A 26,497-nucleotide genomic window follows, 5' to 3' on the forward strand; every position below is an offset into this window, starting at 1 on the left:
CGACTGCCGGGTCGCTTTAAAACCGTCTCAGTGCAGATCCTCCAGCGACCGCAATGGCGACGGCTTAACGACCGTCAGCTCGTGGACTGTGCAGACAATGAACCCGTGCCTGACGTGTCGAGCAGACTAAAGAGCTGGCTCGCCTGACTTTCGGTGATGTCGTCCGGCTTACCCGCCATAAACTCGTCCAATGTCACAAGCCCGTCTCCGTCCGTATCGAGATCGGAGAGCAGGGATGCAAACTGGTCATCGTCATCGTCAGCGGACGGCGGCGGTCCTTCGGGACGTTCCGACCGCTGAGCGGACATGGCCTCGGTCAGCGTATCAACCGATAGCGAGCCGGAACTTTCGCTGTCGAAGCTGTCGAACAGCGTGCCGGCCTGGTCCTCGCTCAGATCGGACGGCCGACCTGCAACGAACTCGGCCTTGCTCACCTGCCCATCGCCGTCGGTATCGAGATCGGAGAGCATGGATGCAAGTTCGTCATCGTCGGAAGGTGGCGGGGGTGGCGGCCCCTCGGCGCGTTCCGACTGCTGGGCGGACAGGGCCTCGGTCAGCGCATCGACCGATAGCGAGCCGGAACCTTCGCTGTCGAAGCTGTTGAACAGCGTGCCGGCTTCATCCTCCGACACATCGGACGGCCGGGCTGCGACGAACTCGGCCTTGCTCACGTACCCGTCGCCATCGCTGTCCAGCTGCGCAACGTCCATGTCTGCGCCGCCGTCCTGCTGCTCGCTGGAAGCGGACTGACCGGCGAGGCCGTTCATCGTCAACGACATCAACTGCGACATGAGTTTCTCGGCGCTGTTGGTCGCGTCTTCGCTGAGCTGCTGGCTTGCGGTTGATTTTTTTGCCGAAACCGTATTACAGGATAGGGTGTCCTGGGATGCTGACGTCGAACTCTTGCTATAGGAATAGGAAGAGATCGACGTTGCGGCAGAAATGGTCGTCATAAGCGCTCCATCGATAGAGGGTGGGGATGCAACGCATTACAGAACTGATGAGTTCTCTAAATCGAAATTGCTAATGCCACAACCGAAAAAATCGTCCCTCAGAAATCGTAGTCTCCTTTCTGCGGGCGTCGGCTTGTGCTTCGATGAGGCGGTCTAGATCATTATGGATGTTGCCGACGAGCCCGTAGATGAGCCGCGCAAGCGAGGCCGGCCGAAAGTCTCAAGCGACGAGGACAAGCGGGCGCATATTGTCGAAATTGCCCGCCGCGTTTTTGTAAAATACGGCTATGCCGGAAGTACGACCGCAGTCGTCGCCAGCGAGGCGAGTGTTTCAAAACAGACGCTTTACAAGCTGTTTCAGAGCAAGGAAGAGCTGTTTGCCGCTGTGGTCGGCGCGCATCGGCGCCTGATGCTCGACTTGCCGCGGCCTGCTGAAGATATCTCGATCGCCGAGAGCCTCGAACGTATCTTCATGATCGATATGGATGAGGACAAGGACGCGGATCGTGCCGGATTCCTGCAACTCGTCTTTCGCGAAGCGGCGCAGTTTCCCGAGCTCGTCGATATTCTGCAGCGCGAAGGCATGCTTGCCAGCCGGCAGGACCTCACCGACTGGCTGAGCCACCGTAGGGCGGAAGGCAAGTTGTCACTTGATGATCCGGCCAGCGGAGCCCGGATGCTGATGGATATGATTTTCGGCGGCATGGGTCCGCCGGAAGGGCGCGCTCAGGCCTGGCCTGATCGGGCGGTGCTGCTTGCCCATCTCAGGCGTTGCATTGCAATCTTTGCGGCGGGCGTCGGGGCCGCTTAACGCGATAAAGCCGCAATCCCTCGGCTTTCGACGTCCTGTTGCATTTTCGAATAATTATAGTACCATGTGGTTCTATTAAATTGATTCGGCCGCATGAATGCGGTCCGTATGCGCCATGAGCGGCGGCAACATCTCAGCAAACATGAAAAGTTTCAACCGTGACTGCCGGCAGGCTTTCGCGCGCGCGCTCATGCAAAGGGACAGACGTTGGTTTCCACCTATGTGAGCTACCTCTCGGTCGCCAGAAATCTGAACGCCAGTCTCTCGAGTGTGGCTTCGCAGGCAACGGTTTCCCGCGACAGTGCCTATTACAAGGAAAACATCGACAAGGTCACGACGGTCGATGAATTCATGGGCGATTATAAGCTCTACTCCTATGCCATGAAGGCCTACGGGCTCGACGACATGACATATGCCAAGGCCTTCATGAAGAAGGTGCTGGAAAGCGACCTCAGCGATTCATCGAGCTTCGCCAACAGTCTGAGCGACGGCCGCTACGCCGAATTCGCCGCCGCCTTCAAATTCGGGGGCGAGACGAAGACGGCGCAGTCAGACGTGCAGCGGGACAATCTGCTCGATGCCTATGAGGAATCCTTCGACACCGAGGCGGACGACATCGCGGACGAGACGGATTATTTTGAAGACAATATCTCGTCGATCACCTCTGTCGATGAATTTCTGTCGAGCTCCAGACTGAAGAACTATGCGCTGACGGCCTTCGGTCTCAGCACCGAATACACGTCCAGCAGCTTCCTGAAGCAGGTTTTGACGAGCGATCTGGACGATGCCGACAGTTTCGTCAACCAGCTTGGCGACGACGTCTATGTCAGCCTGGCCAGGGCCTTCAACTTCAACGAGGATGGCTCGACCGACGGCGACTTGATGTCGGAGGACCAGATCTCGCTGGTATCAAGTGCTTATGCGGTGGCCTCGTCGACGATCGCGTCCACGGAAACCGGGGAGGCCTACGACACCTATTTTGCTGCCGAAATTGGCAACATCACCTCCGTCGACCAATTGATGAGCGACGACAAACTGGTCGGCTATCTCAGGATCGCCTACGGGCTTTCCGACGACGAATCCGACTCCTACATTTCGGCAGCCCTGAAAAGCGCCGACATCGCCGAAGCGATCGGCTTGTCTGACCTGCACGACGCCTTCAATTTCGACGAGGACGGCGCGCTTGCCGATGGCGACACCGCCCAGACCTCGAACCAGACCGCCACGACCACGGCAGCCTTCGACGAAAATTATCAGGTGCTGGTCGCCAATGCCAGCACGGAAGATGCCACCGACAACTATACGACACGCATCGCCAGCGTCACCTCGATCGATGATTTCCTCGTATCGAACGATGACGATGATGACGACGACAACGACGATCTTCCGGAACTGTGGGAAATGGCGTTGCGCGCCTATGACATAGACCCGGACAGCGTTTCGAGAAGCGAAGTTCGGAAAATTCTCGAAAGCGATCCCGCGGACTCGAAAAGCTATGTCAACAGCCTCGACGACGACCGGTTCGTAGCCTTTCGCAAAGCCTTCAACTTCGACGACAATGGTGACGTCACCGTTCCCTTGCAGGCCATGTCGGAATCCGTCGTCGACGACTATGCCGCCTATTACAAGCAGAACAAAATCCGATACCTCGAAGGCGACGAACTGACCGAGGCGACCGATGCAGCGAATGACGAGATCACCTATTTTCGCGAGCAGATGGCGACGATCACCACGGCCAGCGAATTTCTGGCCGACGATCGCCTGGTTAGCTTTGCGCTTGAGGCGAAGGGGCTCGACCCGGACGATGTCACGTCGGACGAGTTGGAGAAGATGTTTTCTTCCGATCTCGACGACGAAGATAGTTATGTCAACAAGCTGGACGACAATCGTTTCGGCGAACTCGTCGGCTCGTTCAATTTCGATCAGGACGGCAATATTTCCGCCGATCCGACCGGGACTGTGCAGCAGCGCGGCGATGTGCTGGAAACGATCGACTCCTATGTCAGGCTGACGCTCGAAGACGACCAGGGCGACAGCAACACCGGCGTGCGCCTTGCCCTCTATTTCGCACGCAAGGCGCCGGAGATTTCGAACGCCTATGACATTCTGGGCGACAGCGCGCTCTTTGAGTTCTTTACGACGACCTTCAACCTGTCCAGTTACGTCTCGAACATGGACGTCGACAAGCAAGCCGAGATGGTCGACAATTTCATCGACATGAAGGATCTGTCGGATCCTGACAAAGTCGACGATCTGATCCAACGCTTCACCGCCATGTATGACATGGCCAACGGCACGGGCACCACGTCGTCAGCCCTGTCGATCCTGACCGGCTCGGCGACAATCAGCGCTGACACGCTGCTTGCGGTGGCGCAGTTGAAAAGCAGTTGAGCGGCCTGTAGGCCCGTTCCCGGAGAAGCTGACGGAAGTGCATCGCTGCCCTGCGGGGCAGGGGGCCGGTGCCTTTGCCCGGATGCGCCTGATGAACGCAGCGCTGGTTGAAAACAAAATATCCTGCACGTTATATTCATAATTAAATCCCCGTTAATAAGCATGGGCGAATATTCCCGAAATGGCGGGATCGACAGCGATGAATCTAGGGGGATTTGCGAATGAATATTCTTGATCGTGGTGCAAATGCTGTCGCGGTTCTTGCGGCTCTGTCGAAGTCGCAAGCGATGATCGAGTTTGATTTATCGGGCAATATCCTCACCGCAAACGAAAGCTTCTGCAGGGCGCTCGGTTACGAGTTGAGGGAGATCGTCGGAAAACATCACAGCATGTTTGTCGAACCTGCCTACGCATCCTCGGCAGAATACAAGGCTTTCTGGACGAAGCTGTCGGCCGGGAAATTCGATCAACAACAATATAAGCGGCTCGGAAAGGGCGGGCGTGAGGTCTGGATCGAAGCATCCTACAATCCCGTGTTCCGACGCGGGAAGCCGGTCAAGGTCATCAAGATTGCAACCGATATCACCGCGCAGAAGCTGAAATCTGCCGAGCATGCGGGCAAGATCGACGCATTGTCCCGGGCTCAGGCGATCATCGAATTCACGCCGGCCGGCGAAATCCTGACCGCGAACGACAATTTCCTGACCGCGCTTGGTTATTCGCTTGCCGAAATCCAGGGCAAACATCATTCGATGTTCTGTGAAGCCGATTACTCGAGGTCGGAGGCTTACAAGGAATTCTGGCGGAAACTTGCGAGCGGCCAACTGGTTGCCGACGAATTCACGCGTGTGGGCAAGGGTGGACGAAAGGTTTACATCCAGGCTTCCTACAATCCGATCTTTGACCTGAACGGCAAGGTGTTCAAAGTCGTGAAGTTCGCGACCGATGTCACGGCACGCGTCGAAAATGTCGAACAACTTGCGCTTTGCCTGACGAATCTTGCGGATGGCGACCTGTCGCAGGCGATCCAGAAGCCTTTCATTCCTTCACTGGAAAGGCTGCGTTCCGACTTCAACAGCGCCTCGGAAAAGTTGAAGGGCGCGATGGCGACGGTTGCCGAAAATGCCAAGGCGATCTCCGCCGGTTCCAACGAAATCCGCACGGCGGCCGACGACCTGGCAAAACGTACCGAGCAGCAAGCGGCATCCGTCGAAGAAACCGCCGCCGCCCTTGAGGAAATCACGACGACGGTCAAGGATTCGAGCCGCCGTGCGGAGGAAGCCGGTCAGCTCGTGGCGCGTACCAGGAACCATGCGGAACATTCCGGCCAGGTGGTTCGTGACGCGATTGGAGCGATGGACCAGATCGAAAATTCGTCACGCGAGATTTCCAACATCATCGGTGTCATCGATGAGATTGCCTTCCAGACGAACCTTTTGGCGCTTAATGCCGGCGTAGAAGCGGCACGGGCAGGGGAGGCCGGCAAGGGTTTTGCGGTCGTTGCCCAGGAGGTCCGCGAACTGGCGCAGCGATCGGCGAAAGCTGCAAAGGAGATAAAGAGCCTGATTACGGCATCCGGTTCTCATGTCGCAAACGGCGTTGCCCTCGTCACGAATGCCGGATCCGCGCTCCAGGAAATCGCCAGTCAGGTTCACGAAATCAATACCAACGTCACGGCGATCGTGGAGGCGGCGCGCGAGCAATCGACTGCGCTCGGCGAGATCAGCCAGTCCATCAACACCGTCGACCAGGGAACGCAGCAGAATGCCGCGATGGTCGAGGAGCAGACGGCCGCGAGCCACGGCCTTGCGCGAGAGGCTGCCGCGCTCTTCGAGCTTCTTGAACAGTTCCGTTTCAACGATGCACCGAGATCGAGGTCTTCGTTCGTGCAGGCGGATCGCCACGCCGCCGCACCGACGGCTTTGAAAGTCGTTCGTACCTCGCCTGCCGCGTCCATGCGTGGGTCGGCGTCCGTCGCGCTGAAGTCTGATTGGGAGGAATTCTGATCTGCCCAAGTTGAGGCCATATCTGAGCAGTATCGGTGACGGCAGAACGTCACCGTGATCGAAAGGCCGAAGCGGGACACGATAAAGCTCGCAAACAGCGCGACGGCTGTATGCGTTGCAATGCCGCGCCCAGGACGGCTGGGCTGGCCATATGCTCGGCTGGTTGTCTCCCACACTTCAGCCGCGCTGCCCACCCCACTTCAATCAAGCTACCTCGAACCGGGATGGTTCGGCTTGCAACGCTCGATCCATGCGTCGGGCCTTTCGCGCAAATCGACCGTCGGCGCCATGCGGGTGAATTGTTCGCCTTCACCCGGCAGATTATCCTGCAACTCGATGGCTCGTTCGCCGCAGGTGAAGCGGCCGGTTCGCTGATCCGCGCCGCGACCGCACCCCCCCTAAGGCGGCCGGATCCGGAGGCGCCGGCTCTGCGGCCGCATCGTCGGCAGCCCACCGGCGGAGATTTCATCAACCCACCGAAGATAAAGGCTCGGTTCGGCCGCCAGGTCACGGAGCGGGAGGGGCATGATGATGAAGCTCGGAAACAAGAGAAAAATGCTGCGCTGCCAAAAAAATCGCCACGCGCACCACTGCGCGTTTTTTCGGCACGACCCATTGACAATTCATCCTTGATGGCACTTGATAACGTTATTCCAGTAAAACAGACATGCGTCCATTATACTGGAACAATAGAAATCATCCATAAGGGGAACGCCATGACCATTTCCTTTCGCACCGGCGTGATGTCGCTGGCCGCCGCCGCTCTGTTGTCCACGCCTGTGCTGGCCGAAGGCAGCAAGCTCGATGAAGTGCTGGCCCGCGGCCATCTCGTCCTCGGCACGGGCAGCACCAATGCGCCTTGGCACTTCAAGAGCGCCGACGACAAGCTTCAGGGATTCGACGTCGACATGGGCCATATCATCGCCAAGGCGCTTTTCGGCGACCCTGAGAAGATCGAATATGTGAACCAGTCCTCCGATGCCCGCATCCCGAACATCACCACCGACAAAGTCGACATCACCTGCCAGTTCATGACCGTTACCGGCGAGCGCGCCCAGCAGGTTGCCTTCACCATTCCCTATTATCGCGAGGGTGTAGGCCTGATGCTCAAGGCGGACGGAAAATATGCCGACTACGCCGCCCTCAAGACGGCCGGCTCCTCCGTCACCATCTCGGTTCTCCAGAACGTCTATGCCGAGGCGATGGTGCATGCGGCATTGCCGGAGGCCACCGTCGACCAGTACGATTCCGTCGACCTGATCTATCAGGCGCTGGAATCGGGACGCGCCGATGCAGTCGCCACGGATCAGTCGTCGCTCGCCTGGTACATGACGCAGAATCCGGGTCGCTATAAAGATGCCGGCTACGGCTGGAACCCGCAGACCTATGCCTGCGCCGTCAAACGCGGCGATCAGGATTGGTTGAACTTCGTCAACACCGCCCTGCACGAAGCCATGACCGGCGTTGAATTCGACTTTTACGCCAAGTCCTTCAAGACTTGGTTCGGCAAGGATCTGACCCCGCCACAGATCGGCTTTCCCGTCGAGTTCAAGTAACAGCCATGTGGAGCGGGACACGTTTCCCGCTCCGCATTTAGAGAGTGAGAGCACGACGTCGTCCGAAAACCGCTCACAGTTTTCGGCATCATGCTCTGGTCTGAAAGGGCGGCCCGTATGGGTTACACGTTGAATTTCGCTGCCGTCTGGCGCAATTTTGATTTTCTTTTGAGCGGGCTCGCGCTCAGCCTCGGCCTTGCCATGATCTCGATCCTGATCGGCGCCGCGATCGGCCTCGTCGTGGCCTTCGCGCTGACGTCCAAAAGCCGTTTTGCAGTCGTGCCGGCACGGGTCTATGTCACTGTCATTCGCAATCTGCCGATTCTCGTCCTGGTGCTTTTCGCCTTTTTCGCGCTGCCGCAGATGGGCTTGCGCCTCGACAAGATAAAAAGCTTCGTCCTGGTTCTATCCCTTTACTCCGGCGCCTATCTGGCCGAGGTGTTCCGCGCCGGGCTGCTGTCGATCCCGAGAGGATTGACGGAAGCGGGTCTTGCCATCGGCCTGACGGGGATGCAGATCCGCAGTTCCATCATCGCTCCGCTGATGCTGCGCAACGTGCTGCCGTCGCTGTCCTCGACGATTATTTCGCTCTTCAAGGACACCTCGCTCGCCGCCGCCATCGCCGTGCCCGAACTGACGTTTGCTGCCCGCAAGATCAATGTCGAGAGCTTCCGCGTCATAGAGACCTGGATGGTGACGTCAGCGCTCTATGTCGCGACCTGTTTCCTCATCGCCGCCGTGATGCGCTTCGTCGAGCGCCGTCTGGCCCTGCCGAGATAAGCCCTGATGTCCCACACTTTTCTCGAACAACTCTGGATCGCCCGCTACGTCATCATGAACGGCATCGGCGTGACCGTGTCGATCTCCCTGCTGGCCATCCTCGCCGGTTCCGTACTCGGTGTTTTCGTTGGTTTGGCGCTCGTCTATGGCGGCGTTGTTTTGCGTCTGGCCGTGCGCGCCTATACGGATATCATCCGCGGCACGCCGGTGCTCGTGCTCGTGCTGGCGAGCTACTATGTGTCGGCCGCCGTCGGCCTCGATCTCGGGCCGTTCTCGGCCGGCGTGCTTGCCCTTGCCATCTTCTGCTCCTCCCATGTCGGCGAAATCGTGCGCGGAGCGCTTCAGGCAATCCCGAAGGGGCAGACCGAAGCCGCCAAGGCGATCGGCCTCACCTTTACCCAGACCTTCACCTCGGTGCTGTGGCCGCAGGCCATGCGCCAGTGCCTGCCGGCCTGGGTGAATACGGCGGCCGAGATGGTGAAAGCCTCGACACTGCTCTCCGTCATCGGCGTCGCAGAACTTCTCCTGCGCACACAGGAGATCATCTCCCGCAATTTCATGAGCCTCCAGTTCTATTTCCTGGCTGGCGGTCTCTATTTCATCATCAACTACGGCATCGAGCACTTCGGCAAATATGTCGAGCGCAAGACCGCCCTGCCGTCCTGAGGAGTTCCCCCGATGGCCAAGACCATTCTCGACATCCAGGGTCTGCGCAAGACTTACGGCATCCACGAAGTCCTCAAGGGCGTCGATTGCGCCGTGCAGGAAGGCGAAGTCATTTCCATCATCGGCTCATCCGGCTCCGGAAAGACCACCTTGCTGCGCTGCATCAACATGCTTGAGGAATTCCAGGGCGGCACGATCAGCCTCGACGGCGAGGAGATCGGCTACCGCGCCGAAGGCGCAACGCGGCGCCGCAAGAGCGAGAAAGAGATTGCACGCCAACGCGCGCTGACCGGCATGGCGTTTCAGCAGTTCAATCTTTTCCCGCATATGAGTGCCGCTGAAAATGTCATGCTCGGCCTCGTCAAGGTCAAGAAAATGACGAAGCCGGATGCCCGCGCCATCGCGGAAAAATGGCTCGATCGTGTCGGCCTTTCCGCCCGCTCGAACCATTATCCCGGACAGCTTTCCGGCGGCCAGCAGCAGCGCGTCGCGATCGCCCGCGCCATCGCCATGTCGCCGAGGCTGATGCTGTTCGACGAAGTGACCTCCGCGCTCGACCCGGAACTGGTGGGCGAAGTGCTCCAGGTCATCAAGGGGCTTGCCGCCGACGGCATGACCATGCTGCTGGTCACGCACGAGATGCGCTTTGCCTACGACGTTTCGTCACGGGTCATCTTCATGAACCAGGGCGTCATCTGCGAGGAGGGCGATCCGAAGGACATGTTCGTGCATCCGAAGACCGAACGGCTGGCGGAATTCCTCAAGACCTCGAGTTTCAACTAGACGAAAAGATCCCGTGACGGTCCGCTCTGCGGATCGTCACGGGCGCTCGATCCAAGGATCGACAAGCTCGATCCCAAGGCTCTCGAAATCCTTTATATTACGGGTGGCGAGGGTGAGATCGTGGGCAATCGCGGTGGCGGCAATCAAGCCACCCATTGACGACAAGCCGCGTCCGCTTCGCTTTGCGAGCCCCATCAAGTCTCCCGAGGTTATCGCAACCGCCTGGTCTACAGGGATGACACGCTGCTCGAAGCGTTGCGGCAGGTCCTGGGCAAGCCATTCAGCCAGCGCGTCGCGCTTCCGACCGCTTTCCATCAATGCAACACCACGCCGGATCTCCGCGATCGATACGACGCTGATGAATGAGCGATCCTCGTCGAGATCGTCCAGCCATTGCAGGACATGTGCATCGGGACGCGGCCTTGTCACCTCGGAAAGCACATTGGTGTCCAGCAGAAGTCTCACAGCTGGAGATCACGCGGTTCGTCGCGCTGCCGTTCGAGGTCCAGATCGGCGCCACGCAGCGGCGATTGCATCAGAAACTCTGCAAGGGTGCCCTTGCGCGCGGTCTTCCGCTGCCATTCCTCGGCCGAAACGACGACGACGCTTGGTTTACCATTGCGCATGATCGTTTGCGGTGTTGCTTGCGCGCGTTCGATAACCTCAGACAGCTTGGCCTTCGCACTGGCGACGGTCCAACTTTTATCCTCTGGTCGGGATGGCTGCATTCGCTATACCCTGACTATAGTGACTATCATGACTATATAAGCCGAACCGGTCTAGCCGCAAGCAACTTTTCGATAGGGAAGGGGCTTTCCCGGCTTTGCGCGGCCGACGCTGAGAAGTTTGCAAGGAATTGCGGGGACTCGCTCAATTTACGCTCAGTTTGCATTCCCAGCGTGCAAATTCCAGGGGGAGGGATCCGAGACATCTTGGAAGTCCTGAACGCAGAATTTTGGCACGAGCTTTGCTTTCCTGTCTTGTATGCAAGATAGCCAGACATCTGAGAGCACGCAGAAGACCATCGAGGAGACGATCGTCTCCGGGATTCTTTCAGCCAAAATTCGGCCTGGGACGCGTCTCAGTGAAAACCAGCTGGCAACGCTCTTCAGCGTGTCTCGAACCCGCGTCCGTGAAGCCATGATGCGCTTGGAAACACGCGGTATCGTGCATGTCAGTCCGAGACGAGGCTGGTTTGTTGTCGAGCCGTCCGCTGAAGAGGCGATCGCGGTCTATGAGGCACGGCGCGTCATCGAGGCCGGATTGCTGCGCAGCATGCGCGTATTGACGGACGAGGGAAGCGAAGCTCTCGACGTGCATTTGAACGAGGAAAAGACGGCAATGGCTGCGGGCGACCGCCAGCGCCTGACCTATTTGATGGGTGATTTCCACATCCGCATCGCAGAATTGAGCGGGAACGCCATCATCGTCGATATCCTCCGCGATCTCACAGCGAGGACGATCCTCATCTCGATGCTCTATCAATCTGAATTTCATGCCGCACAGTCCCATGACGGGCACTGCCGCATCTTCGAGGCCATGCAAGCGGGCGATTTCGTCAGAGCTGCGGAACTCTCTGTCGAACATCTGGACGAAGTGGAAATGGGGCTCGATCTCACCACACGCCCGGACCCGCTCTCGGAACTGCGCAGTTCCCTGTCACTTCCTCCCAAGACCGTGTCCCCAACTCCCGGACCCAAAAAACCACAACTTCAAAGGAGCAATTAAAACATGCTGACAAGACGAGTCTTCTTCGCAATGGCGACCCTGGCTGCAACCTTCGGCTTCGGCTCCGCGTCTTACGCCGATGCTCTCGCCGACATCACGGCGCGCGGTACGCTGCGTGTCGCCGTCCCGCAGGATTTCCCGCCCTTTGGCAGCGTCGGCACTGACATGGCGCCGATGGGCTACGATATCGATGTGGCCAATCTCATTGCCGAGAAGCTGGCTGTCAAAACCGAACTCGTGCCGGTCACCAGCGCCAACCGCGTCCCCTATCTGCAGACGAACAAAGTCGATCTGGTCATATCAAGCCTCGGCAAGAATGCGGAGCGCGAAAAGGTGATCGATTTCACCACGGCCTACGCCCCCTTCTTCAATGGCGTGTTCGCGCCCGCCGATCTTTCGATCGCCAAGGTGGAAGATCTCGCAGGCAAAAGCATCGGTGTTACGCGCGGCGCTGTCGAAGATCTCGAGCTGACGAAGATCGCGCCGGCCGATGCGACGATCAAGCGCTACGAGGACAATAACGGCACCATCTCGGCCTTCCTGTCCGGTCAGGTCGACACCATCGCGACCGGCAATGTCGTGGCCGCTGCGATCCTCGCCAAAAATCCTCCCAAGCGCCCTGAGATGAAATTCCTCATCAAGAACTCGCCCTGCTACATCGGTCTCAACAAGGAACAGGCGGCTCTTCTGGAGAAGGTAAACGGCATTATCGCTGCCGCCAAAACCGATGGATCGCTCAACGCCATCTCGCAGAAGTGGCTCGGCGCCGATCTCCCGTCGGATCTGTAAGGAAGCCGGTCTCACGGACGTCATCCCGCGCCTGCGCGCGGGATGACGTGACGCTCCGTCGCCAGAAGAGGGGACAATTCCTTGAGCTATCATTTCGAATTCGGCTGGCTGCTTGAATATTATCCTGAGATCATCAAGGGCATACTGATCACCCTGGAGCTTATCGCGATCGGCGGCGTGCTCGGCATTTCGCTCGGCATCTTCTGTGCCTGGGTGCGCGCGCTCGGCCCGGCTTGGTTGAAGCCTGTCGTTGCGACCTATGTCGAACTGATCCGCAATACGCCGTTTCTCATCCAGCTCTTTTTCATCTTTTTCGGTCTGCCGTCGCTAGGCCTCAAGCTTTCCGAACTGACGGCCGCCAACCTCGCGATGGTCGTCAACCTCGGCGCCTATAGCTGCGAGATTATCCGCGCGGGCATCCAGGCAACTCCGAAGGGTCAGTTCGAGGCGGGCGAGAGCCTTGCCATGACGCGCTTCGAAACCTTCCGGCATGTCGTTCTCGTGCCGTCGCTGCAGCGCATCTGGCCGGCGCTGTCGTCGCAAGTCGTCATCGTCATGCTCGGCTCATCGGTGGTGTCGCAGATCGCCGCCGAGGATCTGACCTTTGCTGCGAACTTCATACAATCGCGAACCTTCCGCGCCTTCGAGGCCTACATCGTCTCGACAGCCATCTATCTTGTGCTGGCGATCCTGCTTCGGCAGGTGCTGGCGGTGGTCGGTGGGTTCATTTTCCCGAGGAGGGCGACGCGATGATCGAGTTCACACTCTGGGACATCCTGCGCAACCTGCTGCTCGCCACCCGCTGGACGATCCTGCTTTCGCTCGTCTCCTTCATCGGCGGCGGCGCGGTCGGACTGGGGCTGCTCTTCTTGCGCATCAGCAAGCGCAAGGCGTTCAGGGTACTTGCGAAATACTATATTGAGCTCTTCCAAGGCACGCCGCTGCTGATGCAGCTCTTCATCGCGTTTTTCGGTCTCGGTCTCTTCGGGATAGATGTGCCGGCCTGGCTTGCTGCGGGATTGACGCTCACCCTGTGGAGCGCCGCCTTCCTCGCCGAAATATGGCGAGGCTGCGTCGAAGCGGTCGTGAGGGGTCAATGGGAAGCCTCCGCCAGCCTCGGCATGGGCCGGTTGCAGCAGATGCGCTACGTCATCTTGCCCCAGGCGCTGAGGGTCGCCATACCGCCCACGGTCGGCTTCTCCGTTCAAATCGTCAAGGGAACGGCGCTGACTTCGATCATCGGTTTCGTTGAATTGTCGAAAGCCGGCACGGTGGTCACCAATGCCACCTTCCAGCCCTTCACCGTCTACGGGCTCGTCGCCCTCATCTACTTCGCCCTTTGCTGGCCTTTGTCGAAAAGCAGCCAGATCCTGGAAAGGAAGCTCAATGTCGCTCATCGAAATCACTGAAGTCCGCAAGAGCTTCGGCAGCACCGAGGTGCTGAAAGGCATCAATCTCGATGTGGAGGCTGGCGAAGTCATCGCTATTATCGGCAAGAGCGGTTCAGGCAAATCGACCCTGCTTCGCTGCATCAACGGCCTTGAGACCATCACCGACGGCTCCATCTCCGTGGCCGGCGCGCAGCTCCTTGATGACGAAGTGCATCTGAAGGCACTGCGCCTCAAGGTCGGCATGATCTTTCAGCAGTTCAACCTCTTCCCGCACCTGACCGTCGGCGGCAACGTCATGCTGTCACAGACCGTGGTCAAGAAGACCCCGAAAGTCGAAGCCGAGGCCACCGCCCGAAAGATGCTGGAGCGGGTAGGGCTGGGCCACAGGTTCGACGCCTATCCCGACGAGCTCTCGGGTGGCCAGCAGCAGCGCGTCGCCATCGCCCGCGCGCTGGCCATGCAGCCGACCGCGCTTCTTTGCGACGAGATCACCTCCGCGCTCGATCCGGAACTGGTCGCCGAAGTCCTGGCCGTCGTGCGCGAGCTTGCCGCCGAGGGAATGACGCTCCTGATGGTAACGCACGAGATGAAGTTCGCCCGCGACGTCTGCAGCCGCGTCGTCTTCATGCATCAGGGCCGCGTTCACGAAATAGGCCTGCCGGAGGACGTCTTCGCCAATCCTCAGACTGCAGAGCTGAAGCAGTTTCTCGGCGTCAACTAGAATATCCGTGCGCTTTCCTTGCGAGCGATAACCCATTGGTTTCTTTCGCACTTCATCCTTGAACGCACCATCTGTCATGCCAAAGTGGCATAATGCAGTTTATGGAACTCGATTAAACGCAAGTCAGTACGGCGCGGCGACAGCGATATCCTTTTGCTCTCACCGCCTTGGAAAACGGACCCGGATTGATGGGTTTCTGACCCCCCAATCCGGGGTCCGTATGGCGCGCGGGCTCAGTCAATCGAGGTAGGCTTCGATGATGGTTCTCGCACTTCGACGGTTGCCGTCAGGCCAGCAATGAGGTGAACGTTTCCAGGCACATTGTCGAGATTGATGCGCACGGGCACGCGCTGCGCCAGCCGCACCCAGCTGAAGGTGGGATTGATATTGGCAAGCAGGCCGGTGCCTGCGGTGCGCTCGCGATCCTCGATGCCGGTCGCAATGCTGTCGATATGACCCTGGAGCCTTTGGCTCTGCCCCATGAGGCGGACCGACACCGTATCGCCGACGTGGATGCGCGGCAGCTTCGTCTCTTCGAAATAACCTTCGACGCGCAAGGAGTCGGTATCGACGAGCGCGACCTTCGCGGTACCGGCGGTGACATAGTCGCCGGGTCTCAAACTCAGGTTCGAAACCGTGCCGTTGACGGTCGCCTTGATTTCTGAACGGTCGAGATTGAGCTTGGCGAGATCGCGGTTTGCGAGCGCCTGCCCATAGGCGGCCCGTGCCTGGTCTTCCGCAGTGCGGGCCTGTTCCTTTTGCTGCAACGACGCCGCATCGCCAAGCCGCTCCTGGCGTTCGCGTTCGCGGTGTGCCTGCTCCATCGCAGCCCTGCTTCCTTCGAGGGCAGCTTCTGCCTGGGCAAGCGCAATGTTGAAGCGTTCGCGATCGACGCGGAAGAGCACGTCACCTTTCTTCACACGCTGATTGTCTTGTACATCCACTTCGCTGACGAGGCCGGATACGTCGGGTGCAATGCCGACGACGTCGGCGCGCAAGCGGGCGTCCCGCGTCCAGGGCTCGTCCATGTAATGAACCCAGAGGCCGCGGCCGACATAGAAGGCGGCGCAAACGAAGGCCAGGGTCACGATGAGGCGGATTGAAAATTTGAGCGTGTTCATACGAAGTACCAGCGTGTCAAAGAGGAAACTGCTCCCAGGAGCAGCACATAGAGGGAAAGGTCGAAGAGGCCGCGGTGCCAGACCAGCGAATAGGCGCCGAGCCAACTAAGGCTCCGGCGAATGAGGATGACCAGCATGAAGCTTAAGATCATGAGAACGAGGAGGCGTGGCACATAGACGCCGTAGAGATCGAATTCGGCAGGCATTGGCTTTTACTCGGCGGCAATTTGGAGAGGAGTGGCAAGAGCTTGCGGATCGCGCCAGTTTGCCGGCGGAGCCGCTTCCGGGAAGAGCGCGCGGCGAAGGCCGACGAGGGCATCGACATTCTCTCTATCCGCTTGCGGGTTTTCGAGTACGACTGTCGCGAGACTGTCGTCGATCGATTGACGCAGTTCGTCCGGCGGATCGATCGCCTGTCCCGCCTTGAGGCGCGACCGGTAGAAATCCGATACGCCGGTCAGAACATGCCCGACCGACAAACTGCTTGAGCCGCGCAACTCGGCTCTCTTCGTTTGCAGCATCAGAACGTTGAAACCCAGACGCACCTCGGCAAAGCCGTCGACCTTTTTCAGTTCGCGATCCTCGACGGCGGCCAGCCGGGGAACCAGCTGACCGAGACGATCGAGGATGCGCCCCGAAAGCTGTTCATGGTCGGTCCGCCGTTCGCCGGCGGCGGTCTCGGCAAGGTCTCTCCAGCCAGCCCGGAGGAGCCGCCGCGCCGCGAGTTCGGCGCCGAAGGGACGAGCGATCAGTGTCCAGCCCAGGGCAAAGCCGATGCCGGCAAGGGCCGCGATCGCTTCGTTGGCGAAGGTCGTGAAATCCGAAGAGTACCGATCCTGAAGCGCGATGAAGGACGCGCTGTTTACCGCAAGCAGCATCGCCAGCATGTTGAACTGAGGCTTCGGGATCAGCAGGCCGAGAAGCAGGAAGGGCGGCGCAAATACCAGCACCAGCAGTTCGTAGCTGTTCACAGCCGGCAGGATGGCGAAGATGTAGATGAAGGAGATGACAAGGCTGACGGCACACCAGATGAACATCGAACGGATGAAGGGCGCCGGTCGGTCCAGCGCCGCGAAGAAAGAACATGCCACCGCGGCCATGGTGACGAAACCTGCGCCGTTCTGCCAGCCGGAGAAGATCCAGAAGAAGGACGCGACGACGATCGCTGCAATCACCGAACAGGCGGCGAAGGCCAGCAGCGCATAATCGTAATGGCGGTTGCGGCCGACGATGCGGCGGTGCCGGAAGACGGGATGCCAAGGTCCGGCGTGATCGCTGCTTCGGATCTGGTCGCGCAGTGTCAGGCAGTCGTGCCAGAGATCGACGATCTCCGCCAGGCGAGCCAGCGCACTGCGGAAAAGCAGCGCATTCCAACCGACATTGTCCGGGTCCGATTGCTGGAGGGCTTCGACGCGCCCGCGCAGACGCTCGGCGTTATCCCCGGCCTCGCCTTTGCCGCCTTGCCGCAGCCAATCGGCTATGTCGTTGAGGACGTTCGAGAGTTCCGCAGGTAGCCGTTCGCCGTCGGCCTTTAGTGCATGGAGGCGATCGGCGAGCGAGGAGAAGAGAGGCAATAACATCAACAGCCGTCCCCGCAATTCGCGGGAATGGCGAACGATATCACGGCCGTTCGCATCATGTCCGAGCTGGCTGATGATGAGGTCCAGGCCAGTCATGTCGGCAGCGAGCTTCTGCCGCTTCAGCGGGGTTGCGGGCGATGCGCCCTCCCCGCGCAGGATTTCGTCGGCCCAGCTTCCGGCGTCATCGAACCATGAGACGATACGCCCGCCGAGCACGGTGCGGACGCTTGCCGGAAATACGACAGCGCTGACGATGCTGGCGCAGGTGATGCCGATGATGATCTCTTCGGAACGGGCAAGCGCGGTATCGAAAATCGTCTCCGGCGCGCCGACAGATGGCAGAGCAATGAGCGGCAGCGAATATCCCGCCAGCATGAAGACATAGCTTCGGGCGCTGCGGTCGAGCATCGACAGGAAGAGCAGCGTGCCGGTCCAGAGCGCGATCACCAGCGACAGAAGCTCCGGCGCATTGACGAAGAGCGGCACGAGGAAGACGGCGGCCGAGGCGCCGAGCAGCGTTCCTAGCGCGCGGTAAAGACCTTTCGAGCTCGTCGCGCCGGCCAACGGGTTGGCAACGACATAGACGGCAGCCATAGCCCAATAAGGGCGCGGCAGGTCGAGCGACAATGCGACGAAGAGCGCAAGCATCGATGCAAGGAAAGCCTTGGCTGAAAATAGCCAATCACGCCAACTGGGAAAACTCACGATGCTGCCTCGACCTGCTTTTCCAAGGTGCCTGGTTGCGGCATCTCGCTGTTGTCGAAGGCCTGCAGCACCCGGATGGCGGCCTCCAGATCGGCCTTGTCGACGTTTTGAAGAATGTGGCCGCGCAGATCGTCGAGCACTTTTTCCATGCGAGCGGCAAGCGTTGCCCCTTGCTCGGTCAGCCACAATCCCTTGGCCCGCCGGTCGGCCGGATCGTCCTTCCGAATGACGAGCCCGAGCGTTTCGAGCTGGTCGAGCAGACGCACCAGCGACGGTCCTTCGATGCCGACGTGGCTGGCGAGCACGACCTGACGAACACCGCCGCCCAGGCGGCCGATCCAGAGGAGCGGTGCCGCACAGGCTTCGGAGATGCCATGCGAACTCAACGCCAGATCTACGGCACGGCGCCACTGGCGACCGGTCGAAAGAAGGTTGGCGGTGAAGACACGCTGGAGGTTGCTGTAGGTGTTCATGAACGAGTATATAGCATCAATATCGATAGGATTCAAATTATTTGCTATCTATAATATCGGTTGGCGGACAGCTTGCTCGGCGGGAAGACACCGAAGCACCTGCTCCTTCGTCAGCCTGAACGCGTTATCGCCGCCGCTGGGGATCAGGTGGCGGGCGCGCTGCCGCAAGCCAGTCGCCGCACTCGTCGACTTTCCTGACGAGGCCTTGAATGCGGCGCGGCATTTCCATGGAGAGGCTGCGACCCTCTCAGGTCGCCTCGAGAACCATGTTGAGGGGCGTCTGGGCTGCACGCCGGACATGAGTGAAACCGCCCGACCGGATCACCTCGGCCAATCGCCTCTCTCCCGCTTGCGCACCAAGCGCGAGCCCTGTCTCCTGCGCAAGCGAGGTCGGAACGCAGATCATCGTCGAAGCTGAGTAGTAAAGCCGCCCAACCGGATTGATGTTCTCCTCCAGCGTATCTCCGGCCATTGGCTCGACCACCATCCAGACGCCGCCGTCTTTCAGCGCCTTTCGGATATGAGCCGCCGCGGCTTTCGGGTCGCCCATGTCGTGCAAGCAGTCGAAGCAGGTGATCAAATCGAAATCTCGACCGTCGAAGTCCTGCGCCCGGCCGACCTCGAAGTGCAGGTTCGTTAACCCGTGTGCTTGGGCGTGCGCGGTCGCAGCGGCAATCGAGCCCGGATGAAAGTCGTAGCCTGTAAACCGGGAATCGGGAAACGCCTGCGCCATCAGGATCGTCGAGAGCCCGTGCCCACATCCGACGTCCGCCACCGTTGCACCCGATTTCAACTTGTCGATGACACCGTCAAGCGCCGGCAGCCACTCCTGCACAAGGGCATTGACATATCCTGGACGAAACAGTCGCGCGACGGCACAGAACATGCAACCGGCCTGATCGCCCCAGGCGACGCCTCTGCCGGTTTTGAAGGCAGACTGCACCTTTGGCTGGTTCTCGACCATCGCAGCAGCGGTATCGAATGCGCCAATCAGATTGACCGGGCTGTCCGGCTCGGCAAACACAAGGGCCTGCTCGGGCGTCAGCGAGAACCTTCCTCGCTCATAGTGCACGTAACCTGAGGCGGCCTGTGCGGCCAGCCACTCGCGCACATAGCGAGGCGCGCATCCGGCAGCATCGGCAAGCTCGTCGACCTTCGCAGGCCCGATCTCCTTAAGCGTCCTGTATAGCCCGAGAGCATCACCGATCCGAACCAGCGGCACACTGACCGCTCCGCCAAGGTCGCCAAGGACGCGACCTACGAGTTCATTGAGCGTTGTTTCGTTGAGTTCCGTCACGTGAAATTCCTCCCGGTCCTCGGGCGGCGTCTTGCCACCCGTGCCGTCAAGGATGAAGGCCGTCGTCTTGCCGGGCATGAGGCGGTCGTCCCGCGTCTGCGAAGAAATCCGCTCATTGGAGGGACAGATGTCCCATCGGCAACGGAGGATGTGGCGACCTGCCTGCGACGCGGATTTATCCGGAGAGCGCGATGACGATCGCTTGCGAGCGACTATGCACGCCGAGTTTGCTGAAGATCACCGACAGCTGGTTTCGCACGGTCTTTGCACTCTTGCCAAGCCGCTCTGCGATTGCGCGGTTGTCGAGCCCCTCTGCGACGAGGTCGAGAAGGGTCGCCTCGGCGGGTGTCAGACCGGCCTCGCTGACTGCGCGCGGCCGTACGGACCGATCCTGTCCGAGGAAGGCAGCAAGTTCGGCTTGAAACACATTCCAAGCTGGTTCGTCCGGCAAGAGCACATGGTTCTTGCTCTCAAGCGGCACGAAGCTCGCGTTCGGAATCGCGGCGGCCAGCTTGCAACCTTGATCAAACGGCACGCGCACGTCGCCGCGGCTATGCGCGATCAACGTTGGGAGGCGCAGCATCGCCGCAAGGTCCAGCACATCGATCCCCTGCATCTGCCAAAGCAGTTGCGCGGCGACGTCGGCCGTTGCCGTTTGGCGCTCGAGATCGCCCCACCAGCGATGCTGTTCGGGTGTGCCGTCGGGGATAAAGAGGTTGGTGAAGAACCGACAAAACGCTGGATTATCGCGTCCCCAGCCGATGCGAACGAAATTGACAAGGGTCTCGGCTTCCAGCCGCTCGGCCTCGGTCTGAGCTCTGGCACGGGCACCTTGAGCATACGCGTTCAGGAGCACCAGATGCGATACCCGCTCGGGATATCTAAGGGCATATGCGATAGCGAGTGCGCCGCCCTGCGAAAGACCGAGGAGGACAAAGCGGGGCTCCTCGATCGACGCCGCCACGGCATCGAGATCGGCGTGCCACGCTTCAAGGGAGAGGTCGCCGACATGCCGATCCGACAGGCCGCAGCCACGCGGATCGTAGCGCACAAACCGGTTGTGGGCGGACAGCGCCTGGAGCCATGGCCGCCACACCGGGCTCTCGAGATCATAATCGACATGGCTAAGCCAGTGCGCCGCCCGCAGGATCACCTGTCCCTGCCCGCAAGACGCGACGGCGATACGGGTGCCGTCCTTGGAGGCACAGAACCGTATGGTCTGACTAAGTTTCATCGTCCAAGAATATCGTAGCGGAAGATCGCATAACAGACCTATCTCCTACAGGATCGAAATCGTGGCTTGGAAGAACAGTCTAAGCACGTAACGACATCATCTTCACACGCGTCGTAATGATACTGTCATCACATCCGTCGAGTATCGACATGGCCCTGCACCGCCGGCCAATAAAGACAAACGAGATTCACCCTTCTATATCACGAGGGTGTTAGAACAGCTGCAACCTGGTCGGCGGCCCGCAATCCGCTTTCCCATGCGCCATGCGCGGTCGAAAAGTCGGATTGGTGCGTCGCCTCGCCGGCGAAAAATAGCCGGTCGCCGAGCGGGCGCGCCAGGACTGCGCGTGCGCCCGCATGGCCGGGCAGCGCATGGCTGTAGGAGCCGCCGATCCAATCGGTGCGACACCAGGAAGAGGCTGCCAGGGGCCGCAGGTAGCGGCGGATGTTGCTGCCGAGCAGTGATGCCAGCTGGTCGAGTGCGAAGGCAAATGCTTCTACCAAACCCGCGCGTTCGATGACGACAGCGCCGTTTCCGCCAAAGAAGCCTTCGACGACCGGCCGGCCGAGCGGCCGGATATAATAGCTGCCGGTCTCGGCATTTTGCGGGTCGCCGAGCAGATGGGTTTCCGGCTCTAGACCATGATTGCCATGGAGCTCCAAAAACAGCTTGTCTGCGAGGCCAAGCGGCAGCTGACTTGCGGCATGGAGGTGATCGTCGGCCTCCGGGTCGAAGATAATGGTTCCGCGGGCCAGCACGGTGGTCGATGCAGTGATGATCGCGGCACCTGATGTGACAAGACCGCGGTCGGTCTCCAGCTGGACGCCGTTCGCGGTCAATGTCACGCGTCGTACGGGCGTCGAAAGGTGCAGGGCCACGTTCGGAACGGCCGCGCTGATCAGACTTCCATAGCCTTCATGCACCCGCCAATTGGCATCGGTCGCTGCATTGTCATAGGCAAGAAAGTCGGCGACCGACAGCCGATCGAGCGGCGCGCCGTTCATATATCCGCTGAGGGACTGGCAGTAGGCGTTCCATTTGCCATCTGGCTCCAGCGCGTCCGACGCCTTGTCGCTGGCGGGAGGATTGGTCCGCATCCGCTCCTCAAGAGCGGTCCATGCCGCCGCCGCCGCCGCGCGCTCATCCTGAGTAAAGCCGAGATCGCGCCACTGGCTTTGCCACGCCGTCGGCCCGCGCTCGATATTGAACCCGGCCCCACGGCCAATGGCGACGAGAGGATTGCGCTCGGCAGAGTGCAGCCAGCCGCAACCCATATCCAGCGGCATTCCGGCCAATTCGATTGTCCAGGCCCGTCCACCCACGCGGTTGCTGGCCTCCAGGATGATGACCGAGCGCCCGGCATCGGCCAGGCCTTTTGCCGCTGCAATCCCGGCTGCGCCAGCGCCGACAATCGCAACCTCGTAGTCCATCGTCGCCCTCATCAGCTTGATACGACACAAGCTTTACATCGGGGTGGCACCCGCTTCAATGTGCTCGAAAGCCTGCTAGTATGCTGAAATGACGTTCTTCGAAACACTTGTTGCATTGCTGGCGGTTGCCATCCTGCTGCTGCAGGTCACGCGTCGCATGCGCCTGCCCTACCCCGGCATTCTGGCTGCCGCCGGCGTCGGCGTGGCGATGTTGCCCGGCGCGCCCACGATCCCCATCGATCCGCCGACAGCGCTCGCTCTGTTCATCGCGCCGGTCCTTGTCGATTCGGCCTATGATTTCCCGGTGGGCGCGGCGCGGCGCATGCTGCTGCCGTTGTTCTTCTATGCTGTTGTTGCGGTTCTCGTTACGACAGGCGTGGTCGTGTCGATCAGCATGCTGACGGTCGGGCTTCCGATTGCGGTTGCGGTCACACTCGGCGCAATTGTTTCGCCGCCCGATGCCGCAGCCGCCACGGCAGTCCTTTCCAATTTGCCGGTCGCCCGCCGTGTGGATGCTTTGCTCAAGGGAGAAAGCCTGTTCAACGACGCAACCGCGCTGCTGCTTTTCGGGGCTGCGCTGACTGTCCAGGCGCGTGGCGGACTGGATGCCGGGACGGCGCTTCAGGTGGGGCTTGCCGCACCTGGTGGGATCGTTTTCGGCATCGTTTTCGGCTTTTTTGTCTCGCGGCTTCGGCCGATAACCGAAAACACGGTCGGCGGGACCCTGCTTCAATTCGTCTACGCTTTTTCAACCTGGCTTATCGCCGAACATCTGCATCTGTCGGCTGTCCTTGCCACAGTGGCGAGCGCAATGACGCTCGCCACTCTCTCTTCGGTCAAGGATTCACCACGGATGCGGGTGCATTCCTTCGCCGTCTGGACGACTGTCGTCTTCCTGCTGAACGTGGTGGCTTTCCTGCTGATGGGCCTGCAGGCGCGCCGCATCCTTGAAGCGATGTCGGCCGAAGAGCTTCAGCGGGCGATGGGATTTGCCGCCATCGTGGTGGTCGGCGTCATCCTGGCGCGTATGGTGATGGCGTTCCTGCTTCACGCCGTCGTCGCGTCTCGCCACCGACGCGGCCATGAACTGGCGCCTTTCACATCCGGGGAGACCTTGCTGGTGGGGTGGGCCGGTATGCGCGGCCTCGTTACGCTGGCGACGGCCTTCGCGCTCCCCGCCGACTTTCCGGAACGAGACCTGGTCGTGCTGACGGCCTTCGCGGTGGTGCTCGCAACCCTGGTCATTCAGGGGGCGACCCTGGCACCGATGATCCATTTCCTGAAACTCGGTCGGCAGGCAGAAGTCCAGGATGAACTCAAGGCGGCCCGAAGATCGCTCGCCGAAGCGGCCTTTCAGCGGCTTGAGAAGGAGGGCGGCACTGAAGCCGAAGCGATACGGACGATCTGCAAGGATCATTGGACTGCATCAACCGATGCAAACAAGACCTCGCCGCTCGATCGCCGCCGCCACCTGACGATCGCCGCCGTTCTTGCCCAGCGCCAGCGGCTCGAGGAATTGCGCGACACAGACCAGATCGGCGCGACGCAATATCTCGAGCTGCAGGAAGACCTGGACTGGAAGCAGCTTTCCGTCGGCTCCGATGAAGATCGCCGCATCACAGAAAGCTAGATCCGATAAGGCAGTTGTCGATGCCAACGCGATCGGGCATCAAAGGGTCTGTTCTCCGTCAGCCCAGCATTTCCAACGAGGTGGGACGCATTACTCGATATCCTTCAGTGCGTCGAGTGGGCCGGTCAGTGCCGTGCGGGGTGGGACGAGCGTCGGCCGCACCAGATGCGTGATTGGCGCGCCGCGGTCTGCATCGAGGATCGCAAACCCCTTGGTGATCATCGCCTCGCTGTCCTGCCGGATCATGAAGACGGGGAAAGGCAGGAAGGAGCCGAAGGGATCGTAATCGTAACAGCCGACGATGATGTCGGCGAAGGTCTCGTGCGGGTGCAGCGCGAGGAAGCGCATCAGCCCTTCGAGATTGATTGAGGAATTGACGAAGAATGCGCGCGGCAGCTTTCCGTGGCCTTCGTAGAAGGTTTCGAAGGCGCGGGCAGTCATGGCAGGGGAATAGCCGGTCGGCTGGATGCAGACGTCCGGATCTGCGCCCAGCAGTGCGCGCTTTACGTCGCGGAAACCGCGAATTCGCTCATGGCTGGCATGATCGTTGCGGCCGCCGAAGAGGTACAGATCGTCAGGTGAAAGCGGTCCATCCTCCTGCGCGCGCCCGATGATCGCCTGCGTCAGCATGCGCGCACCTTCACAATTGTCGCTGATGATCGACGGCGCCAGCGTGCCGGGCAGATCGATGTTGACGTGTTTCAGCCCTGCCTTTTCGCAGACCTTGTGCACGCCATCCGGATCGGTTGCGCCGGCGATGAAAAGTTCGTCGATGGAATAGGAGATCAGTGTCTCGACGACCTGGCGCTCCTCCTCCGGGTCGCGACAGGCGCTGACGACGAGGGGACACTGGCCGCGGCTTCTGACCTGCGCCTCGAAAGACTGCGCCATGGAGGAGAAATAACGGTTGTCGTGCACCGGCAGCAGAAGACCGACGAGGCCAGAGCGGGACGAACGCAGGCCGCGGGCCTGCAGATTTGCCGTATAGCCGTGCTCGTTTGCCAGGTTCTGAATCAGCTGCGCCGTCGCCTCCTTGATACGCCGTTTCCGCCAGCTTCCGTTCAGCACGGCGCTCACGGTGGAAGGCGACGCACCCGATAGGATCGAGAGATCGTAGATCGTCGCCTTCTTCTTGCTGATGTCGGTCATATATCGCCTTTCCTTTGTCGCTTCCCTTAGAAACAAACCCCTCTTGACGAAAGCCCCACCTTGATCGATAGTCATTGCACCATCGATTGTGCAAAAAAGAAAGATCGATTGTGCAAAAGATGGTTCGCCGGAGGAGGCGGGACGGGAGGCAAGGGTATTCCCTCGCCAAGAAGCAACCAGGAACAACCTGCCGCAAGCCGGCCGGTGGTCGTCGTTCGTATGAGCGACCTTGAGGAGGAGTGAAGATGAGGAGACTTATCGCAGCGGCATTTGCCGCATCGCTATCGCTTGCCGGGGCGGTGGTCGCGTTTGCAGAGGACGCACCGAAGGTCGGCATTGTCGTCAAGATCGGCGGCATTCCATGGTTCAATGCGATGGAGGCCGGGATCAAGGAACAGGGCCAGAAACTCGGCGTCGATGCCTTCATGATCGGCCCGACCAGCGCCGACCCGGCGCTGCAGGTGCGCGCCATCGAAGATCTGATCGCCCAGGGCGTCAAGGTCATCGGCGTGGTGCCCAACGATGCCAAGGTGCTCGAGCCCGTGCTCACCAAGGCGCAGGCCGCCGGCATCAAGGTCATTACGCATGAATCGCCCTCGCAGAAGGGCGCCGACTGGAATTTCGAACTCGCATCGGCCACAGGCTTCGGTGAAGCGCATGGCAAGCTGCTCGCCGAGAAAATGGGCGGCAAAGGCGAATATGCCGTCTTCGTCGGTTCGCTGACCGTGCCGCTCCACAATGCCTGGGCGGACGCCGCAATTGCCTATATCAAGGCAAACTACCCAGACATGAAACTCGTCGGCGAGCGCTACGGCGTGGCGGAAGACGTCGACAAGAGCCGCTCGACGGCGCTCGATCTCATCGCTGCGCATCCGGATCTGACCGGCTTCCTCGCCTTCGGCAGCCAGGGTCCGATCGGCGCCGGGCGCGCTATCGAGGAACGCCGCAAGACGGGCAAGATCTTCGTGCTCGGCCCGTTCTCGCCAGGCCAAGGCCAGAAGCTGATCAAATCAGGTGCGATATCGGGCGGCTTCATGTGGAATCCGAAACAGGCCGGCGAAGTCTTCGTCACGCTCGCCGATCGCCTGATCAAGGGCGAGAGCGTCAAGGAAGGTGATGACATTCCGGGTCTCGGCGTGATCAAGCCGGTCGGCAACGACATCATCGTCGATCAACTGCTGCCGATCAACAAGGATACGGTCGACGACCTGGCCGCAATGGGCCTCTGAAGAGGCCCCCTCCCCGGGTGTCGGGCCGGTCGATGTGGACCGGCCCGACGTTCGGGAAAAAGAGCGGTATCCGG

The 26,497-nt window shown here is 60.2% G+C and carries 25 protein-coding genes; 14 read left to right on the forward strand and 11 right to left on the reverse strand.

From position 1 onward, the window contains the following. Window positions 1–74 precede the first annotated feature (74 nt). On the reverse strand, window positions 75–953 hold the full coding sequence (locus J3P73_RS24795; RefSeq protein WP_130657069.1) for an EF-hand domain-containing protein: 879 nt from the start codon (window positions 951–953) through the stop codon (window positions 75–77). A 163-nt stretch (window positions 954–1,116) separates the two neighbouring features. On the opposite strand from J3P73_RS24795, the gene J3P73_RS24800 reads away from it, so the two are divergent. The 7 genes from J3P73_RS24800 to J3P73_RS24830 all read left to right on the forward strand — a co-directional run bounded on the left by J3P73_RS24800 (window position 1,117) and on the right by J3P73_RS24830 (window position 9,946). Further along, window positions 1,117–1,764 (forward strand): TetR/AcrR family transcriptional regulator, encoded by a 648-nt coding sequence (locus tag J3P73_RS24800; RefSeq protein WP_024319792.1) that lies wholly within the window; start codon window positions 1,117–1,119, stop codon window positions 1,762–1,764. Window positions 1,765–1,971: 207 nt separating this feature from the next. Further along, window positions 1,972–4,155: a DUF1217 domain-containing protein gene (locus tag J3P73_RS24805; RefSeq protein WP_024319793.1), complete on the forward strand. Its 2,184-nt coding sequence runs from the start codon at window positions 1,972–1,974 to the stop codon at window positions 4,153–4,155. 221 nt (window positions 4,156–4,376) lie between these two features. After that, entirely contained in the window at window positions 4,377–6,161 is a 1,785-nt protein-coding gene (locus tag J3P73_RS24810; RefSeq protein ID WP_130687392.1) for a methyl-accepting chemotaxis protein, read from the forward strand. A gap of 716 nt (window positions 6,162–6,877) precedes the next feature. Then, window positions 6,878–7,717, forward strand: a complete 840-nt coding sequence (locus tag J3P73_RS24815) for a transporter substrate-binding protein (RefSeq protein ID WP_024319795.1) — start codon at window positions 6,878–6,880, stop codon at window positions 7,715–7,717. Window positions 7,718–7,834: 117 nt separating this feature from the next. Beyond that, window positions 7,835–8,497 carry an amino acid ABC transporter permease gene (locus J3P73_RS24820; protein ID WP_024319796.1) on the forward strand — a complete coding sequence of 221 codons (663 nt, stop codon included), beginning with the start codon at window positions 7,835–7,837 and terminating at the stop codon, window positions 8,495–8,497. Between the two features lie 6 nt (window positions 8,498–8,503). Further along, complete coding sequence (locus J3P73_RS24825; RefSeq protein WP_024319797.1) at window positions 8,504–9,163, forward strand: amino acid ABC transporter permease; 660 nt, start codon at window positions 8,504–8,506, stop codon at window positions 9,161–9,163. A 12-nt stretch (window positions 9,164–9,175) separates the two neighbouring features. After that, on the forward strand, window positions 9,176–9,946 hold the full coding sequence (locus tag J3P73_RS24830; protein WP_018480586.1) for an amino acid ABC transporter ATP-binding protein: 771 nt from the start codon (window positions 9,176–9,178) through the stop codon (window positions 9,944–9,946). 36 nt (window positions 9,947–9,982) lie between these two features. Here the strand turns inward: J3P73_RS24830 and J3P73_RS24835 are convergent, their stop codons facing one another. Continuing rightward, entirely contained in the window at window positions 9,983–10,411 is a 429-nt protein-coding gene (locus J3P73_RS24835; protein WP_130687391.1) for a type II toxin-antitoxin system VapC family toxin, read from the reverse strand. Further along, window positions 10,408–10,674: a type II toxin-antitoxin system Phd/YefM family antitoxin gene (locus tag J3P73_RS24840; RefSeq protein WP_017991284.1), complete on the reverse strand. Its 267-nt coding sequence runs from the start codon at window positions 10,672–10,674 to the stop codon at window positions 10,408–10,410. Before J3P73_RS24840 ends, J3P73_RS24835 begins: the two co-directional genes overlap by 4 nt. A 256-nt stretch (window positions 10,675–10,930) precedes the next feature. Between J3P73_RS24840 and J3P73_RS24845 the strand changes: the two genes are divergently transcribed. The 5 genes from J3P73_RS24845 (at window position 10,931) to J3P73_RS24865 (ending at window position 14,575) form a co-directional block, all read left to right on the forward strand. Then, the gene (locus J3P73_RS24845) at window positions 10,931–11,674 is read left to right on the forward strand and encodes a GntR family transcriptional regulator (RefSeq protein ID WP_024319799.1); all 744 of its coding nucleotides are present in this window, start codon (window positions 10,931–10,933) and stop codon (window positions 11,672–11,674) included. A 3-nt stretch (window positions 11,675–11,677) separates the two neighbouring features. Further along, window positions 11,678–12,463, forward strand: a complete 786-nt coding sequence (locus J3P73_RS24850; protein WP_024319800.1) for a transporter substrate-binding domain-containing protein — start codon at window positions 11,678–11,680, stop codon at window positions 12,461–12,463. An 81-nt stretch (window positions 12,464–12,544) separates the two neighbouring features. Then, on the forward strand, window positions 12,545–13,216 hold the full coding sequence (locus tag J3P73_RS24855; protein WP_024319801.1) for an amino acid ABC transporter permease: 672 nt from the start codon (window positions 12,545–12,547) through the stop codon (window positions 13,214–13,216). Next, window positions 13,213–13,872 carry an amino acid ABC transporter permease gene (locus J3P73_RS24860; RefSeq protein WP_024319802.1) on the forward strand — a complete coding sequence of 220 codons (660 nt, stop codon included), beginning with the start codon at window positions 13,213–13,215 and terminating at the stop codon, window positions 13,870–13,872. The genes J3P73_RS24855 and J3P73_RS24860 overlap by 4 nt, the downstream gene beginning before the upstream one ends. After that, window positions 13,850–14,575: an amino acid ABC transporter ATP-binding protein gene (locus tag J3P73_RS24865; RefSeq protein WP_024319803.1), complete on the forward strand. Its 726-nt coding sequence runs from the start codon at window positions 13,850–13,852 to the stop codon at window positions 14,573–14,575. The genes J3P73_RS24860 and J3P73_RS24865 overlap by 23 nt, the downstream gene beginning before the upstream one ends. A 233-nt stretch (window positions 14,576–14,808) precedes the next feature. On the opposite strand, the gene J3P73_RS24870 is transcribed toward J3P73_RS24865, so the two are convergent. The 7 genes from J3P73_RS24870 to J3P73_RS24900 all read right to left on the reverse strand — a co-directional run bounded on the left by J3P73_RS24870 (window position 14,809) and on the right by J3P73_RS24900 (window position 22,415). Further along, entirely contained in the window at window positions 14,809–15,696 is an 888-nt protein-coding gene (locus J3P73_RS24870) for an efflux RND transporter periplasmic adaptor subunit (protein WP_130657075.1), read from the reverse strand. Then, a complete protein-coding gene (locus J3P73_RS24875; protein WP_024319805.1) occupies window positions 15,693–15,902 on the reverse strand; it encodes a DUF1656 domain-containing protein in 210 nt (69 codons plus the stop codon). Before J3P73_RS24875 ends, J3P73_RS24870 begins: the two co-directional genes overlap by 4 nt. Before the next feature lie 6 nt (window positions 15,903–15,908). After that, window positions 15,909–17,981: an FUSC family protein gene (locus J3P73_RS24880; protein WP_130687390.1), complete on the reverse strand. Its 2,073-nt coding sequence runs from the start codon at window positions 17,979–17,981 to the stop codon at window positions 15,909–15,911. Next, the gene (locus tag J3P73_RS24885; protein WP_130673621.1) at window positions 17,978–18,454 is read right to left on the reverse strand and encodes a MarR family winged helix-turn-helix transcriptional regulator; all 477 of its coding nucleotides are present in this window, start codon (window positions 18,452–18,454) and stop codon (window positions 17,978–17,980) included. The genes J3P73_RS24880 and J3P73_RS24885 overlap by 4 nt, the downstream gene beginning before the upstream one ends. Window positions 18,455–18,701: 247 nt before the next feature. After that, window positions 18,702–19,751 (reverse strand): class I SAM-dependent methyltransferase, encoded by a 1,050-nt coding sequence (locus J3P73_RS24890; RefSeq protein WP_024319807.1) that lies wholly within the window; start codon window positions 19,749–19,751, stop codon window positions 18,702–18,704. Between the two features lie 175 nt (window positions 19,752–19,926). Beyond that, the gene (locus J3P73_RS24895; RefSeq protein WP_018068547.1) at window positions 19,927–20,985 is read right to left on the reverse strand and encodes an alpha/beta fold hydrolase; all 1,059 of its coding nucleotides are present in this window, start codon (window positions 20,983–20,985) and stop codon (window positions 19,927–19,929) included. Between the two features lie 200 nt (window positions 20,986–21,185). Continuing rightward, window positions 21,186–22,415 carry a flavin monoamine oxidase family protein gene (locus J3P73_RS24900; protein WP_130673622.1) on the reverse strand — a complete coding sequence of 410 codons (1,230 nt, stop codon included), beginning with the start codon at window positions 22,413–22,415 and terminating at the stop codon, window positions 21,186–21,188. A gap of 88 nt (window positions 22,416–22,503) precedes the next feature. Between J3P73_RS24900 and J3P73_RS24905 the strand changes: the two genes are divergently transcribed. Further along, window positions 22,504–24,045, forward strand: a complete 1,542-nt coding sequence (locus tag J3P73_RS24905; RefSeq protein ID WP_018068545.1) for a cation:proton antiporter — start codon at window positions 22,504–22,506, stop codon at window positions 24,043–24,045. Between the two features lie 90 nt (window positions 24,046–24,135). Here the strand turns inward: J3P73_RS24905 and J3P73_RS24910 are convergent, their stop codons facing one another. Further along, entirely contained in the window at window positions 24,136–25,194 is a 1,059-nt protein-coding gene (locus J3P73_RS24910; protein ID WP_130673623.1) for a LacI family DNA-binding transcriptional regulator, read from the reverse strand. A gap of 245 nt (window positions 25,195–25,439) precedes the next feature. On the opposite strand from J3P73_RS24910, the gene J3P73_RS24915 reads away from it, so the two are divergent. Next, the gene (locus J3P73_RS24915) at window positions 25,440–26,423 is read left to right on the forward strand and encodes an autoinducer 2 ABC transporter substrate-binding protein (protein WP_018068543.1); all 984 of its coding nucleotides are present in this window, start codon (window positions 25,440–25,442) and stop codon (window positions 26,421–26,423) included. The last annotated feature ends 74 nt before the right edge of the window (window positions 26,424–26,497 follow it).

Source organism: Rhizobium ruizarguesonis (assembly GCF_017357285.1).
GTDB lineage: Bacteria > Pseudomonadota > Alphaproteobacteria > Rhizobiales > Rhizobiaceae > Rhizobium > Rhizobium ruizarguesonis.

What these genes read in the sequence shown, in the direction of transcription:
- J3P73_RS24795 (WP_130657069.1), bottom strand. Translation starts at nt 953, where the DNA reads ATGACGACCATTTCTGCCGCAACGTCGATCTCTTCCTATTCCTATAGC.
- J3P73_RS24800 (WP_024319792.1), top strand. Translation starts at nt 1,117, where the DNA reads ATGGATGTTGCCGACGAGCCCGTAGATGAGCCGCGCAAGCGAGGCCGG.
- J3P73_RS24810 (WP_130687392.1), top strand. Translation starts at nt 4,377, where the DNA reads ATGAATATTCTTGATCGTGGTGCAAATGCTGTCGCGGTTCTTGCGGCT.
- J3P73_RS24815 (WP_024319795.1), top strand. Translation starts at nt 6,878, where the DNA reads ATGACCATTTCCTTTCGCACCGGCGTGATGTCGCTGGCCGCCGCCGCT.
- J3P73_RS24820 (WP_024319796.1), top strand. Translation starts at nt 7,835, where the DNA reads ATGGGTTACACGTTGAATTTCGCTGCCGTCTGGCGCAATTTTGATTTT.
- J3P73_RS24825 (WP_024319797.1), top strand. Translation starts at nt 8,504, where the DNA reads ATGTCCCACACTTTTCTCGAACAACTCTGGATCGCCCGCTACGTCATC.
- J3P73_RS24830 (WP_018480586.1), top strand. Translation starts at nt 9,176, where the DNA reads ATGGCCAAGACCATTCTCGACATCCAGGGTCTGCGCAAGACTTACGGC.
- J3P73_RS24840 (WP_017991284.1), bottom strand. Translation starts at nt 10,674, where the DNA reads ATGCAGCCATCCCGACCAGAGGATAAAAGTTGGACCGTCGCCAGTGCG.
- J3P73_RS24845 (WP_024319799.1), top strand. Translation starts at nt 10,931, where the DNA reads ATGCAAGATAGCCAGACATCTGAGAGCACGCAGAAGACCATCGAGGAG.
- J3P73_RS24850 (WP_024319800.1), top strand. Translation starts at nt 11,678, where the DNA reads ATGCTGACAAGACGAGTCTTCTTCGCAATGGCGACCCTGGCTGCAACC.
- J3P73_RS24860 (WP_024319802.1), top strand. Translation starts at nt 13,213, where the DNA reads ATGATCGAGTTCACACTCTGGGACATCCTGCGCAACCTGCTGCTCGCC.
- J3P73_RS24865 (WP_024319803.1), top strand. Translation starts at nt 13,850, where the DNA reads ATGTCGCTCATCGAAATCACTGAAGTCCGCAAGAGCTTCGGCAGCACC.
- J3P73_RS24870 (WP_130657075.1), bottom strand. Translation starts at nt 15,696, where the DNA reads ATGAACACGCTCAAATTTTCAATCCGCCTCATCGTGACCCTGGCCTTC.
- J3P73_RS24875 (WP_024319805.1), bottom strand. Translation starts at nt 15,902, where the DNA reads ATGCCTGCCGAATTCGATCTCTACGGCGTCTATGTGCCACGCCTCCTC.
- J3P73_RS24885 (WP_130673621.1), bottom strand. Translation starts at nt 18,454, where the DNA reads ATGAACACCTACAGCAACCTCCAGCGTGTCTTCACCGCCAACCTTCTT.
- J3P73_RS24895 (WP_018068547.1), bottom strand. Translation starts at nt 20,985, where the DNA reads ATGAAACTTAGTCAGACCATACGGTTCTGTGCCTCCAAGGACGGCACC.
- J3P73_RS24900 (WP_130673622.1), bottom strand. Translation starts at nt 22,415, where the DNA reads ATGGACTACGAGGTTGCGATTGTCGGCGCTGGCGCAGCCGGGATTGCA.
- J3P73_RS24905 (WP_018068545.1), top strand. Translation starts at nt 22,504, where the DNA reads ATGACGTTCTTCGAAACACTTGTTGCATTGCTGGCGGTTGCCATCCTG.
- J3P73_RS24910 (WP_130673623.1), bottom strand. Translation starts at nt 25,194, where the DNA reads ATGACCGACATCAGCAAGAAGAAGGCGACGATCTACGATCTCTCGATC.
- J3P73_RS24915 (WP_018068543.1), top strand. Translation starts at nt 25,440, where the DNA reads ATGAGGAGACTTATCGCAGCGGCATTTGCCGCATCGCTATCGCTTGCC.